Below are 16088 nucleotides of genomic sequence, written 5' to 3' on the forward strand. Positions count from 1 at the left end.
GTTACCAGGAGACCGACAGGTCGAACGAAGGCTGTAAACCCAGGTCGTATACGTCTACATTGACGAACGAAAAGCCAAGCGCCGGCCGGTCCGGATTGTACACCTGCACCGGGTCCCTGTACCAGGTATTCGCCCGGCCGTAGAGGTTGTAAACCGATACTCGCGCATCGACGCGGATACCCCCGAATGGCCGGCTGAACCGTACCCCCCCGTCGAGCCGGTGGTAGTCGGGCAAATAGTCCCGCTCGATGGGATCGTCGTACGCCAGAATGTTGGGGGTGCCCGTGGCGTAGTACCAGGTGGCGTACGCCGTGAACGTGCGAAGCAAGGGGATGGCGATATGCGATGAAAACTGGTGCCTCCGATCCCACTCCGCCGGAAACCGCTCTCCCTGATTGACACGCCCGTTCTGCAACTCTACCCGAGACAGGGTATAACTGGACGTCCAGCTGATCGTACCGATCAGCTGACGGTACATCGCCTCGATACCTGTCGCATACGCCCTGTTATCCGAAAACCAGGGCACAAAACGGTTGTCGTTGGCGGTGGTGATGCCCGCAGGCGCGTTGATTTCGTGACGCCGGATGTTCGCGTGATTTCGCGAGTAGGCCTCGACTTGCAGCGAGGCGGAACGGTGCGGTTTGATGTATACGCCGGCCGTGAGGTTGTTGACCTCGCTGGGCTTCGATGCCCCCGTGGTCATGATCCACACGCTCGCGCTGTTCGTGTTCTGAAGATAGAGGTGGTGTAAAAACTGGTAATTCTTGCTAAACCCGAGCTTAAACGAAATCGGTTTGCCCGGTAACACCGTCACTTGCGCGCGAGGCGACAGTTTGAAGGTGTTCCCCTGCGTGAAATAGTGACTCCGGAGGCCGAGGTGAAGATCGACATATTCCAGATCCGTTGTTTCATACTGCACAAAAGCATCACCCTGGATGGCAAAATAATCTTCCTGAAACTCCGGCCGGCTCGCCGAACGCTCATGGTAAAACAGGGCGTAATAGTTCGCGGCCATCCCCATCGTCCATTGACCCGAATACGCCGGCGTCAGATTGAGAAACTCGGCCCATTGTAGATCGAACAACTCATTTTCGTACTCGAATGGGAAGATGAAATTTCTCGGCTGCCCCGTCTGATTGTTGATGCGCGTGAATACAAAGTCATCTTTCCCGAAGAAGCTGCGATAGTGGCTGCCGGCAAGTAGGGACTGCAGATATGCGCGCCGGCCGATCGGCCGATAAAATTGAAGGCTCAAGGCCTCATTCCCCCACCGGTTGCGTGTCTCGACATCGCGAGTGACCGCCCCAAGGACATTGGTCACGGAGTCCCGCTCGGCGTAGACACGCTCTGCATTGAGCAGGGTGTGATTCCCGCCGAGGTACAACGTCGCCATGCGCCGGCGTCCATCCGGGGCCTCCGTGTAGATCTTGGCGTGGAGGTCATAGAAGCGAGCCGCGCCGGCGCGGGGGGTTACAAGGCGGTTTTCAACGCCGGCGTATTCTGGCGGCAGGGCGCTTTTCGACCGACTTACGTCCAACCCCATCAGGACGAGGTTCTCGTTATTCAACCAGTCTATGGCGTCGATGTACGAATGCCGGCCCGAAACCAGCCAACTCGATCGGCCGACCCCGATAGGGCCTTCAAGCGTCCCGCGGACGGCGGTGCTGCTTGCCCCAAGTGCTCCGCGCAGCCGGTTCAACGAACCCGTGCGGGTGATAAACGACATAGTACCCCCTGGTGGGGCGAAGTAACTGGCCGGAGCGATGTCGTAATAAAACCCGACCGTCTGCAGCGCATCGCTATTAAAGACGTCGAAGAAGCCGAAGAAGTGGTTCTGGTTGTAGATCGAGGCGCCATCCAGCAGCACTTGAAACCCATCGGCCTTGCTGCCGCGCACGTTTAGCCCGTCGGTCATGGCCGGTGAGACGGCTACCATGGGCAAAGGCTGCAGGCCGCGCAGTACGCTGCTCTCGCTAAGCGAAGAAAACCGGTCTGTGTGCAACAGGTAGAGCCAGGTCGTATCCAGATCCGTCTGCAATATCGAGCTACTCACGAGCACTTCCTGTCCCCGAATGGGCTCCGGCACAAGTCGGATCGAGAGTTCTTCCGGGTAGGCGCCGGCCACCATGCGCCATACCGTGGTCTGGTATCCGATGTAGGAGATGTGCAGGTCGACGGTCGGCTGTGCGGCAAATGCGTTGTCGATCCGCAAGGTAAATACGCCGGCATCATTCGTCGTAACGCCGCGAATGCGGCCGTCCTGTACCCAGGAAACGCTGGCGAAGGGCAGCCGACCCCCGCTCTCCGCGTCGATCACCTGGCCCGAGACGACCCCGGGCGCCGGGCTGGCGTCCGCCGCCGGCTCGAACAGCAGAATCTGACGATGGGCGGCGTCGAAGCGCATGTCGATGCGCTGCGTGGCCAGGGCGGCTTCGAGCGACGGCACGAGGTCGATGGCCTGACAATTCAGGGTGATGAGCTTACTGACGATCAGCGCGTCGCGAAACAGGAATCGGTATCCCCCACGGAGTTGGATGTCCGCGATGACCTCGTTGAGCGGGGCGTTGGTGTAGGAGAACGTCTGGGCCGATGCGGTGCCGGTGGTGCCCACGAGCAACAGCAGGGCATAAAGAAAAGAAACGCAGCGAAGTTCAGGGACGCGTTTCAAACCGGTAGACCTGGGCGCCGGCCTGAATTCCGACGCTGTTCGTCGCGGCCCCCAATTGATCCAGCGCACTTCGTGGAGAATCGAGAATGATCGTCCCCGATATCGTCTCAGCCAGCCTTTCCGAAGGAAATTCAATGACAACACCGAAATGGAATGCAAGCTCATCCACTACCCGAGCAATAGGCTGCTGTGCAAAGCGCAACTCGTCGTCGATCCAGTCCAGCGCGTCTTCCTCCGAACCGCCAGTGCCTGCTACCTCCGCGCCCAGGCTATTGACGCGCCCGAGGTCCCCCGGTTTCAACACAACGGCGCTGCCGGAGGGCGCGTGCTGCAACGAAACACTCCCTGATTTGAGAAATACCTCGACCGATTCGCCCCAGGTTCTGACGACAAACTGTGTGCCCAGCACGGCCACGACGGCGTCGGCGGAATGGACCGTGAACAAACGCGATTGGTCGTGGACAACGTCGAAGTAAGCTTCGCCGTCGAGGCGGAATTGACGTGTGGATTCCACACTACCGAATCGATAGAGGCGGGAGTGAGGGCGCATGGTGATGATCGAGCCTTCTTCCGTCGTGTAGATGACGGCGGCCTCGGCGGCCTCGGCCAGCAGCTCGGGCGCCTCGGCGCGTTGGGTGATGAGCCAGACTAGCGCCAGGACCCCCACAAGGCTGGCGGCAATGGAGAGCCGAATGAAACGGCTCCGCGTCCGTTGCCTTCGGACCGGTGGGCGGGCGCCGGCTTCTGCCGGCGTCGTCACCTGCTGTACGATGGCTTGCCAAAGGCGGGCAGACTGGTCAGGCGACGGCAGATGTGCGGCGCGGTGGGTCTCGGTGGCGGTCCTGAATCGGTCCAATAACACTACGAGAGGATCCGAGGAGCCGGCCGTCGTGCCTTCTTCGAGACGTTTCCCCAGGAGGCGCGCTGCGATTAGCTCGCGGTCGCTATCAGGCAGGGAGGAATCGTCGTGCATGGCACGCACCGAGGGATAAAGCGTGAAAGTAGGGGCGGGGCGGGGCGCCCTCCTTCGCCCACCCGGTCTGGCGGCGAAGGAGGGCGTAGGAACAGGATCAGCCGGCGTTGCGGCCAGAGTCGTCGTTTTTATTACCTCCGCGGTCTTCACCGTTCTGGCGCTCCCGCTGTCCATCGCGCAGGTTGACGCGGTAGATCGGGTTCAACCCGAGGAAGCGGAGCAGGGCATGGCCGTCGCCAGTGAGGTCAATCGTGCCCTCCGTCTCCTTCAACGTCGTTTCGCCGTTGATGGTCTCCGTCAGCGACATGTGGTAGCTGATGGTGCCCGTCACGTTTGTTTCGAGGTCTTCGTCACCTCCTGTGGTATCGTCGGCCAGCGCCATCTGCGAGATCGTCACATCTACGGTTTCCATCGTCAGCGTGTAAGACCCTTCGACATCGAGAGAGTCTCCCATTGTACGCGAGAAGGTCCCTTCCTTGATCTGCGAGCCGGTAAGCGTGGCAACGGTATCGGTGCCGTTCAGGCCGGCCAGGTTCCACTGGGCGTCCTGGTCGATGGTCGCTGAACGGGTGTCGCCCGAATCGTAGGTGTAGGCGGCTGTACCCGTACGGTTGCCGGCGAAAGCGATGGCTGCGATCTCTTCGCGCTGGTCGATTGGCTCGGCGACAAATCCACCCAGGCTATCGGTGAACACATACTGGAGCGTCACATCGACGGACTTCGTGCAATTCTCCGCTTCGTGCTGGCGGCTATAGGCGATCGTGAAGGTCCCGGTGGCGGGGTCGTACGTCCGGTCGTAGTCCCGGTTGATACCGCGGCACGGGCGCAGGCCCGGGTTGTTCCAGAATTGCCGGCCGCTGTACAGGAGGCGCTGGTTATCCACCCGGGCGGTCATGTCGTTCAGATCGGCCATGAGGCCTTCGCTTTGATCAGCCAGCGACTCGGCCATGAGTTCGGAGGCCAGCTCCAGGTCTTCAGCGGTCATCGCCGCCACTTCGGGCTCGTCGTTGTTGAGAATGTCGCAGCCCGTCAGTGTGAAGGCGAAGAGCGCGGAGAGCACCGTGACGCGCTTCAGGTTGGGGATAAGATCTATGCGTTTCATGATAGGATGTCGGTTGAAGTTTATCAAGAGATAGGCGATAGCATGTCATACAGACAACAACGGTACACCTGATTTCGGCATCACCCCCAAGTGGCGTGTCTACCGGCCTAGCGGAAATGGGCCATCGCGCCCCGGATGTTCTTTAGCGCAAACGCCATCTGATTTTCCACTGTTTTGATGCTGATGTTCAGCATGTCGGCCGCCTCGCGGTACGAGAGATCTTCCATGAAACACAGTTCGAATACCGCCCGCCGGCGCTCGGGGAGTGAGGCGATCGCCCGGAGGAGCGCGTCCTGCATGGCGCTGTAATCGTGTCCGATCGGATCGGTGGTCGACCGACTGTCCAAGTCGGCGTGATGGTCGAACTTGGCGTTGTCGCGGAAATAGTTGAGTGCGCGGGTATAACCGATGCGGAAGAGAAAGGCGCGCAGCGACTTATTCTCATCGATCTGGTCGCGTTTGTCCCATATCATCACGAAGGCATTCTGGACGATATCGGCCGTCGTCTCTTCGTCGATGCCGCGCCGGCGCAGGTAGCCGAACAGTGCCCCATGATACCGATCGAAAAAATGCTTGAACGCGCCATGGTCTCCCCGCTTGATACGGCGTGCCAGCTCGGCATCCTCCACCGCCTTGGCCATATGAACGGCCAGATAAATGAGTAGCGAGGCGAGGGTAAGCGGGGTCAGCACGGTGGTCTTCAGGCGTATGGAAGAGATGTGGGAGAAGGTACGGCTGGAGGCGACGCCTCGGCCGGCGCAATCACTGTGCCGCTTAAGGTCTCGCCCCGGGAGTATGAGGCGCGACCTCATCTCATCCATCATGCGAAGAAAAGGGCTCCTCCTTCATCAACAAGCGGCCCGCCGGCCAGGCGATAGGCTCGTGGTGAAACCGAGAAGGACGTTCATAGTTCTAAAATGAGGCTCCCACACACCCACTGTACCCCGAATTGCGCATCAAGAGACGACATATTGGCGTTCTGATGCTCCTCGTATTGATCGGGGGGGGCGTGCTTTCGCCTACGGTGCATATTCTCCTGCACGATGTCGCGAACGCCCACGGAGAATGGGACCCGCACGCCGACGTGGAGTCCGTTACTGTTGGGAATGAATGCAGCCGGCCCCACGCGCCTGAACGGCCGTGTATCTTCTGTACGCAGATCTCCATCTATGCCGGCGTCCTCTCCGATCCGCCTTCCGTATGGCTGCCGGTCGGGACGCTGACGGTGCCGGCCGGCCTCGTCCACCTGGCCTCTGCGTCCCTCGGCGAGGGTATTCGCGGCCCTCCCGCCTACGCCTGACCTCTCCCGTCTTGCCGCCCCGAGTGGCTAGCAGGCGGTGAACGACCCCATCTATTCTGGAAATCGCCCGGTATTCGCGGGTGGTCTCCGTGGTCATGCAGCGCCCCTATGCCATATCCTTTGTTTTTAGGACGGATGTTTATACCCGTCGTGATCCTTCTCGCCTGGGCTGCCTATGGTGGGGGCCTCCACGCACAAACGCTCCACGGCATCGTTCGTGCGGCGGACGCCGACCCCCTGCCGGGCGCCAATGTCTATCTGCCCGCCCTCCAGCGCGGCGCGGTAACCGATCCGTCGGGCCGGTACGAGATCGATAATCTGGCCGTGGGCACGTACGAGGTGGTCTTCAGCTTCATTGGTTTTCGCTCGGAGACGCGGACGGTAACAGTCGGCGCCGGTCGGAATCGCATCGAGGTGACGCTACAGTCGGACATAGTGTGGACGGATGAAGTGCTCGTCGCCGCTGAACAGGAAGGCCGGTTGACCCTCGATACGCGATCGGTAGCCATACTGGATGCTGCCGCGCTGGATGAGGTGCGCGGACAGACCCTTGGCGAAACCCTCGAACACCTACCTGGGATGACAGCGCTTCAAACCGGCCCGTCGATCTCTAAGCCGGTTGTACGTGGCCTCCACAGCCAGCGTGTGCTGGTACTGAACGCCGGCGTGTCGCAGGAAGGGCAACAATGGGGGGGTGAACACGCACCGGAAATCGACCCGTTCGCGCCGGTGCGGATCGAGGTGATCAAAGGGGTAGCCGGCGTAGAATACGGTGTCGGGGCGATCGGCGGGGTGATCCGGCTCGAACCCCTCGAACTGCCCTACGTCCCCGGCACGTCGCTCCGAGGACAGTTCGCCGGCAACGGATTTTCCAACAACCGCCAGGGCGCCACCGCCCTGTATCTGGAGGGCGTCGCCAACCGGCTGCCGGGCTTTGGATGGCGTGTGCAGGGCAGTTTTCGCAAAGCCGGCGATGCCCAGGCCCCCCGGTATATCATCCCCAATTCGGCTTTTCAGGAACAGAATGGCGCCCTGACCCTCGGGTTTCGTCGAGGTCCCTGGAATCTCCTGGGTCATATCAGCCACTTCGGAACGGAACTGGGCATCTTCAGCGGCGCCCATATCGGTAATCTGGACGATCTGCTCCGCGCGATCGAACGCGGCCAGCCTTCTACCAACGGGACGTTCGGGTTCGATATCGCTCCGCCCAAACAGCTCATCTCGCACGATCTGGCCTCGTTGCGGAGCCGGTATACGCTGGATTCGGGAGCACGCTTCGAAATACAGTACGGGATTCAGCGGAATCACCGTCAGGAGTTCGATGCCCACCGACCATACAGCGATTCACTCGCGGCGCTGGATCGGCCGGCCTTTGAGCTGAGCCTCTTCTCGCAAAGCGTCGAAGCGCGATTTCACCACCGCCCCGTCGGTCGTTTCTTCGGCGTAATGGGGGTGAGCGGTATGAATCAGCTTAATCTAAACGGACGCAGCGGCTTTCTTATCCCCAACTTCCGCTCGTTCAGCAGCGGGGTATTTGCGCGGGAGACGTGGGTAAACGGCGACTGGCAGGTGGAAGCCGGCGCCCGCTACGACTATCGCTGGGTGCGCGCCTGGCCCCGCGAAAACGGGGCGAGCGGCGAATTCGTTCGACGCGTAAACGACTACGGAAGCCTATCCGCCGTGTTCGGCGCCATCTGGCAGTTTGCGCCGGCGTGGTCGCTCGCTACCAATGTGGGCACGGCCTGGCGGCCTCCGAGTGTGAACGAGCATTATAACTTTGGCGTCCACCACGGCACGGCCCAGTTCGAAATCGGGGATCCCGACCTCGAGGCCGAGCGAAGCCTGGGCCTCGACGCCACCCTGCGCCACGATATCGCGGGCGCGCGCCTCGAAGTCAGCGCCTACTCAACGCAGTTTCAGCGGTTTATCTATCTCTATCCCGATCCATCACCCCGCGTCACGATCCGCGGCACGTTCCCCACGTTCCGGTATGCGCAGGCTGATGCCCGGTTGAACGGTTTCGATGCTTCCGTCGAGTACGACCTGAACCGGATCCTTACACTCGGAATGGTCACGTCCGTCGTTCGGGGCCAGAACCTGGACGACGACGAGCCGCTGTACCAGATGCCGGGGGATCGGCTGCGCATGGTCGCGCATGTCAACCTGCCAGGCAGTGCGACCGTGCAAGCACCTCATTTCGAGGTCGAGTCCGCCCATGTCGCCCGGCAATCGAGGTTCACCCCCGGCGTGGACTATGCCGAGCCGCCTCCGGGATACCACCTTATCAACGCGTCGTTCGCGACGGACCTGTTGGTCAACCACACTCCCGTACACGTCCATCTGTCGGTGCAAAATGCACTCGACACGGTCTATCGGGATTACCTGAGCCGCTTCCGGTATTTTATCGACGACCCCGGAAGAAGCTTTGTCCTGCGACTGAGCGTGCCAATTGGCGCCCCACGCGTGTGAGGCGTCTGATGAACACGCTCGGAAGCCCCGGGTGCTCGGCCGCCAACGCTGGGGACCTGGTTTTGCATCAATAAACAAACCTACCTAGAAGCTATGAACCTCTTTCATAAGTTACCCATACGCGTTTTTCTCTTCTGCTCGCTGGCTTTGCTGGCCGTGATGTCGGGGTGTGACTCCGGGGAGCCCGACGATGACGCCGGCGAAAACGAACTCATCACCCGCGTCACACTCATCCTCACGCCTGTGGCGGGCGGTGACCTCATCATTGCCGAGGCCGAAGACCCGGATGGAGACGGTGCCAACCTCACCATCGACTCACTCCAACTCACATCCGGTGCGATCTATCAGGGTGAAATAACCCTGTTTGATGGAGTCAATAACGAGGACATCACGGCCGAGGTGGAAGATGAAGAAGAGGAGCACCAGTTCTGGTACACGGCGGAAGGTGGTATCGCCGATCGTGTAACGGTGGCCATCACGGATACGGATGCCAACGACCTGCCCGTCGGGCTGGCCTTCACTGTTTCGGTTTCTGTCGGCGCAGATACCACAGGGACAATGAACGTAGTGCTTAACCACTACGAAGAAGGTGAAAAAGAGGGTACCGACCGGAGTGACGAAACGGATATCGACATCGACTTCCCGGTTTCGATCATCCAATAACCCCGGGTCAATAACCCGCAACCAGTAACCGCCCGGTCCGTGATAATCGGTCGCGGGTCTTCGAGAATCGAATTCCGGAGACCCGCGGCCGGCGGTCCGGACGCATGGCGTGTTAGAAGGGCGCTTCGGCGCCCGGAGGCAGGGGAATGGAAGGGGCGCCTCCCCGACTTTCGCCTCGATCCCCACCGTACGCGTACGCGCCGGCGCCCTGTTCCTGGATGTACGTAGTGAGGTTCTCGAAGCGGGCAAACTGGTTGACGAAGGCCAGTTGTACCTCGCCGATGGGGCCGTTACGTTGCTTCCCGATGATAATCTCCCCGATGCCTTCGGTCGAGTTACCGTTTTCGTCCACGGTAATCCCGTACCGCTCGGCCCGGTAGATAAAGGCGACGAGGTCGGCGTCCTGCTCGATGGAGCCGGACTCGCGGAGGTCGGACAACTGCGGCCGTTTATCGCCGCCGCGGGTTTCGACCGCACGGCTGAGCTGGGATAGAGCGATCACCGGCACATCAATTTCCTTGGCGAGGGATTTTAACGACCGCGAGATCTGGGCGATTTCTTGTTCTCGATTCGAGTTCTTCGAATTACCGCTTCCGTGCATGAGTTGGAGATAATCCACGATGACCAGGCCGATGTCGTGCTCGGCCTTGAGCCTGCGGCTCTTGGCGCGTAACTCCAGCACGCTTAGGCCGGGCGTGTCGTCGATAAAGATGGGGGCGGCGGAGAGCTTGCCAGCGGCGCGCGCCAGCTTGGGCCATTCCTCATCCCGCAGCCGGCCCGTTCGCGCCGCCTGGGCATCAACGCGGGCCTCGGAGGTCAGCAGGCGCTGCGCCAACTGCTGTGCACCCATTTCGAGCGAAAAGTAGGCGACGCCGGTCGGTTTTTCCGCGTGCAACGCCGCATTACGCGCCACCGCCAGGCTGAAGGCGGTTTTTCCCATAGAAGGACGCGCGGCGATGATGATGAGGTCGGTTTTCTGCCATCCGCCGGTCATGTCATCCAGCCGTGAAAACCCGCTGGGTATCCCGGTAATCCCACCTTCACGGCCATGTACGGCCTCAAGCGCGGCCAGGGTACCTTTCAGCACATCGTTCATCGACGTGGCCGAGCGGCGCAGCTGGTTGTCCGAAATTTTGAAGATCTCCCGTTCGCTCGAATCCAGCAACTCGAAGGCGTCCGTGCCTGGATCGTACGCCGTTCCGATGATCCCGGTCATCGTTTCGATCAATTTGCGCAGTAACGACTTCTCGGCGATGATGCGCGCGTGATACTCGACATTCGCAGCGGTGTCGACGGCGGTGGATAACTCGGTTAGATAATACGAGCCCCCGATGTCGTCGAGCTGGCCGCGGCGGCGTAACTCCTCGGAAAGCGTGATGTGATCGACCGGGTTGCCGCGTTCGAACAGCGCAAGAATGCCCTGATAGATGAGATGGTGTTTGGAGAGATAAAAGGTATCCGCCGGCAAGATTTCAATGGCCCGCGGGATCGCGTCACGCTCGATGAGCATCGCGCCGAGCACCGAACGCTCCACGTCGGTGGCCTGGGGCGGCGTCCGCCCGGCCTTATTGTTCGATCGTTTGACCTCGGCTTTTGGCGCGTGCTCACGCTCTCGCAAAGGCGGCGGATCGTGCGAATAGTCGGCGTCGTCGTCCGCGAAATGATAGGGAGGGGTGGAGTCGTCGAAGTCGGACATGGCGCGGGCGGATGCCGGGTTCCAGGGTTAACATGCCAGGTTCAGAGGGGCGCACGGAAGGTGATGGGGACGCGCCGGCTGGCCGGGTTCCTACGCCGTCAGCCGGCTGTAAGTTCGTCGTACCGAGCGCGGAGTTTCTGGACGTCCTCCCACGTCGGGCGCTTCCACTCCGGGTTGCGGAGCAGCGCGGCGGGGTGGTAGGTGACCATCGTCGGGATACCGTAAAAATCGTTAAACGTGCCGCGAAGAGCGGCCAGGGAAGCCTGCTTCTTCAGCAGATTGTTGCCGGCCGTCCTCCCCACGCACAGGATAAGACGCGGCCGGATGAGCGCAATCTGTTTGTAGAGGATGGGGATGTGCGCGGCCACCTCATCTGGCTGAGGTTCGCGGTTGTTCGGTGGCCGGCTCTTGAGGATATTCGCGATGTACACGTGGTCCCGCGAAAAGCCTATCGCATCCAGGATTTTCGTCAGCAACTGGCCGGCGCGTCCGACAAACGGCTCGCCCTGCTCGTCCTCGTCGGCGCCCGGCGCTTCGCCAATGACCATGAGGTCCGCCTCCGGATTGCCTACACCAAAAACGGGCTGGATACGGGTCTCGTCCAGCGGAATGAGGATCGTGTTCGCCACATAGTCGCGCACGGCGTCCAGCGTATGTAGGGCATGGAGAGGCGACGACGGGGAAATGAGCGCTTCAATACGCTCGTATGGGGATTTATCGGACGAGGGCGCCGAAACGGCGTCGGATGCGGTCGTCGGTGTTGGGAATGCGGGAGGATGGGAATACAGATCCGGCTCCGTTGCGGAAACCACTGCGCCGGCCGGATCGTCGCCCGATTCGATGGGAACGATCGGGCCAAGCAGGTCGATCTGAAAGGACAGTGCCTGGCGAAGCAGGGTACGGGGATCATCCATGGCGTCGTATCAGGGCGGGGTTGCGGAATGCGGGATACAGACCGCCGGCGAGGGCAGCGGGTTGAAGATAGGAAACGTTCAGCTTACTCGTCGGGTTCACTCTGCCATCCTTCCCTGCGATTGTCTATGGACCCCATCATCCTCGCGCTACAACAGACCCAGACGGCGGTTATGATAGCCGGCCTGGTGCTGCTCTCGCTGTTCGAACACACGCACCCGCTCTTTGATTTTTTTAGTCGCCAGCCCGGCGCTCGAGGTCGGCATGCTCTCCGCAACCTGATGCTGGGTGGTCTGAACGGCATTGTCGTCTCGTTCGGTTTTGTCTGGCTCTGGTTCATCGTCACCGTCTGGGCCGATACGCAGCGGTTTGGCGTCATGAACATGCTCCAGGATGCATTCGGCTTGCCGGCGTGGGTGCATGCTGTCGGTGTGATGGTGTTGCTCGACGGGTGGATGTATTTCTGGCATCGCATCAACCACGTAGTCCCCTTTCTCTGGCGCTTTCACCGGGTGCACCACGCGGATCCATTCATGGATGTGACCACCGCCAGCCGGTTTCATCTGGGTGAGATCGTTCTTTCGTCGCTGCTGCGCGCTCCCGTCCTTACGCTCGCCGGAGCGCATCTGTGGGAGTTACTCGTCTACGAAACGCTCATGTTCGCCGTCGTCCAGGCCCAACATGCTAACATGGCCTTTCCGGAGCGCCTGGATCGGGTGTTGCGCACGGTGATCGCGACGCCGGCCATGCATAAAGTACACCACTCCCGCTGGCGTTTGGAGACGGATTCCAACTACGGCTCGCTGTTCTCCTTCTGGGACCGCCTCGGGCGATCGTTTCGGCTTCGGGAAGACCTCTCTACGCTGAAGATGGGGCTGGATGAGATGGATGACGACCGATTCCAGACGGTGCGCGGGATGATCAAGACGCCGTTTCAGGCGGTGCCGCGGAGCGAAGGGGGCTCTGCCTGAACCGTTCCGGGGTTACAGGATGCGCGCCAGAATGGCGGCGGCCACCTCGGGTTTGCTCATGAGCGGCAGGTCTTCACGCCGGCCGTCTCGAGCCAGCATCGTCACCCGGTTGGTTTGCGTGCCGAAGCCTGCGCCGGGCTCGGTCATATCGTTCAGCACGATCCAGTCCAGGTTCTTCCTGTGCAGCTTGTCCTTCGCGTGAGCTTCGCCCTGATCGGTTTCGAGGGCAAAGCCGACCAGGACCTGGCCGGCGCGTTTCCGAGCACCCAGCGAGGCGAGGATGTCCGTCGTCCGCTTGAATACGAGGGTGAGGTCCCCATCCTGCTTCTTTACTTTGGTCTCTGAGCGTTCTGCCGGTGTGTAATCGGCCACGGCGGCGGCCATAATGACGATGTCGGCATCGGCATAGGTGAAAACGGCTTCAGCCATTTCCGCGGCAGATTCAGTGAAGTGGGTGGTGACGCCGGCAGGTGGGGTAAGCGACGTCGGGCCGCTGATGAGCGTGACCTCGGCGCCGGCGGCGGCCGCGGCGGCGGCGAGGGCATACCCCATCGTCCCGGTCGAACGGTTGCTGATGAAACGGACGGGGTCGATGGCTTCGCGGGTCGGCCCGGCGGTAACGAGGACGCGGCGTCCGACAAGCGCGGGATTGGGCGAGGCGCCAAACGCCAGCACGACGCGCTCCAGGATATGCTCGGGTTCCGGCAGCCGGCCCTGCCCGATCAACCCACTGGCCAGAGGGCCATGTTCGGGCGGCATGATCTGGTATCCGTAGGAAGCCAGCGTGGCCAGGTTGGCGCGGGTGGCCGGGTGAAGAAACATGTCGTGGTCCATCGCCGGGCACACGAGAATCGGGCAGCGCGCGGAGAGCGCGGTGGCCGTCAGCATGGAGTCGCACCGTCCGTGCGCCAGTTTGGCGAGCGTATCGGCGGTGGCGGGGGCGATGATGAAGAGGTCCGCCCACAGCCCAAGCTCGACGTGGCGTGTCCACCCCATGGCCGGCGTATCGGGGAAGATCTCGATCGGGACATCGCGGCCCGAGAGTGTGCCGAGGGTCAGCGGCGAGATAAACCGGGTGGCGCCGGGCGTCATGATGGGCTGAACGTCCGCGCCCGATGTTTTGAGCAGACGCAGCAACTCCGCGGCTTTGTAGGCGGCGATGCTGCCGCAGACGCCGAGCAGGAGCTTGCGACCGGTAAGAGGGAGCGGCAGGCTCATAGCCGGCGGCCTGAAAGAGAGGGGTGTACGCTCAGAGCGTTTCTTCCTCGTTCGGATTACGGAAGTAGATCTCGCGATTCATCATTTCGTTGATCGCGACTTCCGGCGGCTTCGCGCGCTTCTCGTAGTCGACCGAAGTACGCACCTGCTCTTCCGTCATGCGCGTATCTTCGATCTCACTGCCAAAGCCTTCGAAGTAGGAAAGCTTCTCGTCCAACTCGGCTTTGCCTTTCGCTGATATCTGACGGGCGCGTTTGGCGAGGATGGCGACGGTTTCGAAGAGACTGCCGGTTTCGCCGGTCAAAACGCTAACGTCGATAGTGCGGATAGCCATGGCTACAGAGGTAGGAAGAATGGATCGATAGGGGCGATTCGGTATCGCGTACACAAAAACGGGAGCCGGCGCTTCAGGGATCAGATGCCTGTCGTCGCGTGATTGCGTTCCGCGAGAAACTCCCGGATAAGTTCCAATGTTTCCTCGACGGCCGTCTCGAGGTCGTCGTTGAGTACGATGTGATCGCAGAGCGGGGCATACTCCATCTCCATGGTGGCGCGGTCCAGTCGAACTTTCAGCCGCTCCGGGGACTCGGTTCCGCGGTTGGATAGGCGTTCGGCGAGGGAATTGAGGGAAGGCGGGCGGATGAAGAGGACGAGCGCCTCATCGCCGAGCAGTTCCTTGACCCGCATGGCGCCTCGTACGTCGAGGTCCAGCAGCGCCGTTCCGACACGTCCGATACGTTCTATCTCGGACAGAAGGGTGCCATAGAAGCAGCCCGGGTAGACCTCCTCATGCTCGAGGAAGTCGCCGGCGGCTACCCGTTCCATGAAGGCGTCTCGTTGGATGAAGTAGTAGTGGATGCCATCCTTCTCGTAATCACGCGGAGGTCGCGTGGTTGCGGAGACCGAAAACGTAAGCGTGGGGCATGCCGCGAGCACCCGCCGCGCAATCGTTGTCTTTCCCGCGCCGCTCGGGGCCGTGAGGGCAACGACGCCGAATCGGGGAGTCTGTGCGTTCATTCAATATTTTGAACTTGCTCTCGAATTTTTTCGAGTTCTTCTTTCATCTCGACGGCCAGGTGAGCGACGCGAGCGTCGTTGGCTTTCGAGCCGATGGTGTTTACTTCGCGGTTGATTTCCTGTACGATGAAATTCAGCTTGCGGCCTACGGGCTCATCGCTCGCCATGGCGTCGCGAAACATATGCAGGTGCGAGGCCAGCCGCACACATTCTTCCGTCACATCGAGCCGATCGGCCAGCAGGGTAATTTCCATCTCCAACCGGTCTCGATCCACGCGATCATCGCTGAACAATTCCGCGAGGCGGTCGGTCATGCGATCGCGGGCCTCGGCGATGCGTTCCGGAGCGCGGGTTTCAACTTCGCTGAGCCCCGCATCGATGGCGCGGAGACGCATTTCCAGATCATGGCGCAGGGCTTCACCCTCCTGAAACCGCATGGCGGTGAAGTTGGCGATGGCCTCGGCGGTCGCGGCGACCAGCAGATCGCGGGTAGAGTCGCCGGGCGCGAGCGTTTCTTCGACAGTACTGATAAGATCCGGGAAGTTCAAGAGATGGGCCAGAGAAACCGGCTCGTCGATGCCGGCTTCGCGGGCGATGGTGCGCAGTAAGTGCGCGTAGGCGCGCACCTGGACGAGGTCTACCTGGACGGGCATCGCCACGTCGCCGGCGGTTTCCGGTTGCACGGAGATGCTGATTCGGCCGCGGGTGATGGATTGTTTGACCTGATTCTGAATGGCCGTTTCGTACTCGGCGAGTTGGCGGGGCATACGGGCGGACATCTCGCAGTACCGACCGTTCACCGAGCGGATTTCCACGACGAGCGCCAGGGAGTCGTTCTGGGCGCGGCCTCTGCCGAACCCGGTCATACTAGCTATCATAACGTTTGGGATGACAGGTGGATGGATCCGCCGGGAGGCCTCAGGCCGTTTACAAAAGAGCCGGACCGCGCTGGCGATCCGGCTCCTGGGCGCGGCGGAGAGAGAGGGATTCGAACCCTCGGTACCCCGTTAGGAGTACACACGCTTTCCAGGCGTGCACCTTCAGCCACTCGGTCATCTCTCCGACTGGGCAGGCATTCAGGGCGTAAGCATATCGCAGT

14 protein-coding genes and 1 tRNA gene are annotated in these 16088 nt (G+C 61.2%); 4 read left to right on the forward strand and 11 right to left on the reverse strand.

What is annotated here, in order from left to right; translation table 11 throughout:
- Position 1: 1 nt before the first annotated feature.
- The 4 genes from SH809_06035 to SH809_06050 form a co-directional block, all read right to left on the reverse strand.
- Positions 2–2668 (reverse strand): TonB-dependent receptor, encoded by a 2667-nt coding sequence (locus tag SH809_06035; GenBank protein ID MDZ4699243.1) that lies wholly within the window; start codon positions 2666–2668, stop codon positions 2–4.
- Positions 2652–3641, reverse strand: coding sequence for a FecR domain-containing protein (locus SH809_06040; protein ID MDZ4699244.1), 990 nt, complete (start codon positions 3639–3641; stop codon positions 2652–2654). Before SH809_06040 ends, SH809_06035 begins: the two co-directional genes overlap by 17 nt.
- Positions 3642–3738: 97 nt before the next feature.
- Positions 3739–4743: a hypothetical protein gene (locus SH809_06045; protein ID MDZ4699245.1), complete on the reverse strand. Its 1005-nt coding sequence runs from the start codon at positions 4741–4743 to the stop codon at positions 3739–3741.
- Positions 4744–4850: 107 nt separating this feature from the next.
- Positions 4851–5435, reverse strand: coding sequence for a sigma-70 family RNA polymerase sigma factor (locus SH809_06050; GenBank protein ID MDZ4699246.1), 585 nt, complete (start codon positions 5433–5435; stop codon positions 4851–4853).
- 290 nt (positions 5436–5725) lie between these two features.
- On the opposite strand from SH809_06050, the gene SH809_06055 reads away from it, so the two are divergent.
- The 3 genes from SH809_06055 (at position 5726) to SH809_06065 (ending at position 9175) form a co-directional block, all read left to right on the forward strand.
- The gene (locus tag SH809_06055) at positions 5726–6043 is read left to right on the forward strand and encodes a hypothetical protein (protein MDZ4699247.1); all 318 of its coding nucleotides are present in this window, start codon (positions 5726–5728) and stop codon (positions 6041–6043) included.
- Between the two features lie 135 nt (positions 6044–6178).
- On the forward strand, positions 6179–8512 hold the full coding sequence (locus SH809_06060; GenBank protein ID MDZ4699248.1) for a TonB-dependent receptor: 2334 nt from the start codon (positions 6179–6181) through the stop codon (positions 8510–8512).
- A 93-nt stretch (positions 8513–8605) separates the two neighbouring features.
- A complete protein-coding gene (locus tag SH809_06065) occupies positions 8606–9175 on the forward strand; it encodes a hypothetical protein (GenBank protein ID MDZ4699249.1) in 570 nt (189 codons plus the stop codon).
- 112 nt (positions 9176–9287) lie between these two features.
- On the opposite strand, the gene dnaB is transcribed toward SH809_06065, so the two are convergent.
- Together dnaB and SH809_06075 are read right to left on the reverse strand one after the other, a co-directional pair.
- Positions 9288–10871 (reverse strand): replicative DNA helicase, encoded by a 1584-nt coding sequence (gene dnaB / locus SH809_06070; GenBank protein ID MDZ4699250.1) that lies wholly within the window; start codon positions 10869–10871, stop codon positions 9288–9290.
- Positions 10872–10969: 98 nt separating this feature from the next.
- Positions 10970–11785 (reverse strand): uracil-DNA glycosylase, encoded by an 816-nt coding sequence (locus SH809_06075; protein MDZ4699251.1) that lies wholly within the window; start codon positions 11783–11785, stop codon positions 10970–10972.
- A gap of 126 nt (positions 11786–11911) precedes the next feature.
- Between SH809_06075 and SH809_06080 the strand changes: the two genes are divergently transcribed.
- Positions 11912–12754 carry a sterol desaturase family protein gene (locus SH809_06080; GenBank protein MDZ4699252.1) on the forward strand — a complete coding sequence of 281 codons (843 nt, stop codon included), beginning with the start codon at positions 11912–11914 and terminating at the stop codon, positions 12752–12754.
- 12 nt (positions 12755–12766) lie between these two features.
- Here SH809_06080 and coaBC read toward each other — a convergent pair whose 3' ends face one another.
- From coaBC to SH809_06105, 5 genes are all read right to left on the reverse strand, one after another.
- Positions 12767–13972 (reverse strand): bifunctional phosphopantothenoylcysteine decarboxylase/phosphopantothenate--cysteine ligase CoaBC, encoded by a 1206-nt coding sequence (gene coaBC, locus SH809_06085; GenBank protein MDZ4699253.1) that lies wholly within the window; start codon positions 13970–13972, stop codon positions 12767–12769.
- 31 nt (positions 13973–14003) lie between these two features.
- Positions 14004–14306: a DNA-directed RNA polymerase subunit omega gene (locus SH809_06090; GenBank protein ID MDZ4699254.1), complete on the reverse strand. Its 303-nt coding sequence runs from the start codon at positions 14304–14306 to the stop codon at positions 14004–14006.
- 80 nt (positions 14307–14386) lie between these two features.
- Complete coding sequence (gene gmk / locus SH809_06095) at positions 14387–14989, reverse strand: guanylate kinase (protein ID MDZ4699255.1); 603 nt, start codon at positions 14987–14989, stop codon at positions 14387–14389.
- Positions 14986–15867: a YicC/YloC family endoribonuclease gene (locus SH809_06100; protein ID MDZ4699256.1), complete on the reverse strand. Its 882-nt coding sequence runs from the start codon at positions 15865–15867 to the stop codon at positions 14986–14988. The genes gmk and SH809_06100 overlap by 4 nt, the downstream gene beginning before the upstream one ends.
- A 95-nt stretch (positions 15868–15962) precedes the next feature.
- A tRNA-Ser gene (locus tag SH809_06105) sits at positions 15963–16051 on the reverse strand.
- Positions 16052–16088 lie beyond the last annotated feature (37 nt).

This window comes from Rhodothermales bacterium (assembly GCA_034439735.1).
In the GTDB taxonomy this organism is placed as follows: domain Bacteria; phylum Bacteroidota; class Rhodothermia; order Rhodothermales; family JAHQVL01; genus JAWKNW01.

What these genes read in the sequence shown, in the direction of transcription:
- SH809_06045 (MDZ4699245.1), bottom strand. Translation starts at nt 4,743, where the DNA reads ATGAAACGCATAGATCTTATCCCCAACCTGAAGCGCGTCACGGTGCTC.
- SH809_06055 (MDZ4699247.1), top strand. Translation starts at nt 5,726, where the DNA reads ATGCTCCTCGTATTGATCGGGGGGGGCGTGCTTTCGCCTACGGTGCAT.
- SH809_06060 (MDZ4699248.1), top strand. Translation starts at nt 6,179, where the DNA reads ATGTTTATACCCGTCGTGATCCTTCTCGCCTGGGCTGCCTATGGTGGG.
- gmk (MDZ4699255.1), bottom strand. Translation starts at nt 14,989, where the DNA reads ATGAACGCACAGACTCCCCGATTCGGCGTCGTTGCCCTCACGGCCCCG.
- SH809_06040 (MDZ4699244.1), bottom strand. Translation starts at nt 3,641, where the DNA reads ATGCACGACGATTCCTCCCTGCCTGATAGCGACCGCGAGCTAATCGCA.
- SH809_06065 (MDZ4699249.1), top strand. Translation starts at nt 8,606, where the DNA reads ATGAACCTCTTTCATAAGTTACCCATACGCGTTTTTCTCTTCTGCTCG.
- SH809_06080 (MDZ4699252.1), top strand. Translation starts at nt 11,912, where the DNA reads ATGGACCCCATCATCCTCGCGCTACAACAGACCCAGACGGCGGTTATG.
- coaBC (MDZ4699253.1), bottom strand. Translation starts at nt 13,972, where the DNA reads ATGAGCCTGCCGCTCCCTCTTACCGGTCGCAAGCTCCTGCTCGGCGTC.
- SH809_06075 (MDZ4699251.1), bottom strand. Translation starts at nt 11,785, where the DNA reads ATGGATGATCCCCGTACCCTGCTTCGCCAGGCACTGTCCTTTCAGATC.
- dnaB (MDZ4699250.1), bottom strand. Translation starts at nt 10,871, where the DNA reads ATGTCCGACTTCGACGACTCCACCCCTCCCTATCATTTCGCGGACGAC.
- SH809_06090 (MDZ4699254.1), bottom strand. Translation starts at nt 14,306, where the DNA reads ATGGCTATCCGCACTATCGACGTTAGCGTTTTGACCGGCGAAACCGGC.
- SH809_06100 (MDZ4699256.1), bottom strand. Translation starts at nt 15,867, where the DNA reads ATGATAGCTAGTATGACCGGGTTCGGCAGAGGCCGCGCCCAGAACGAC.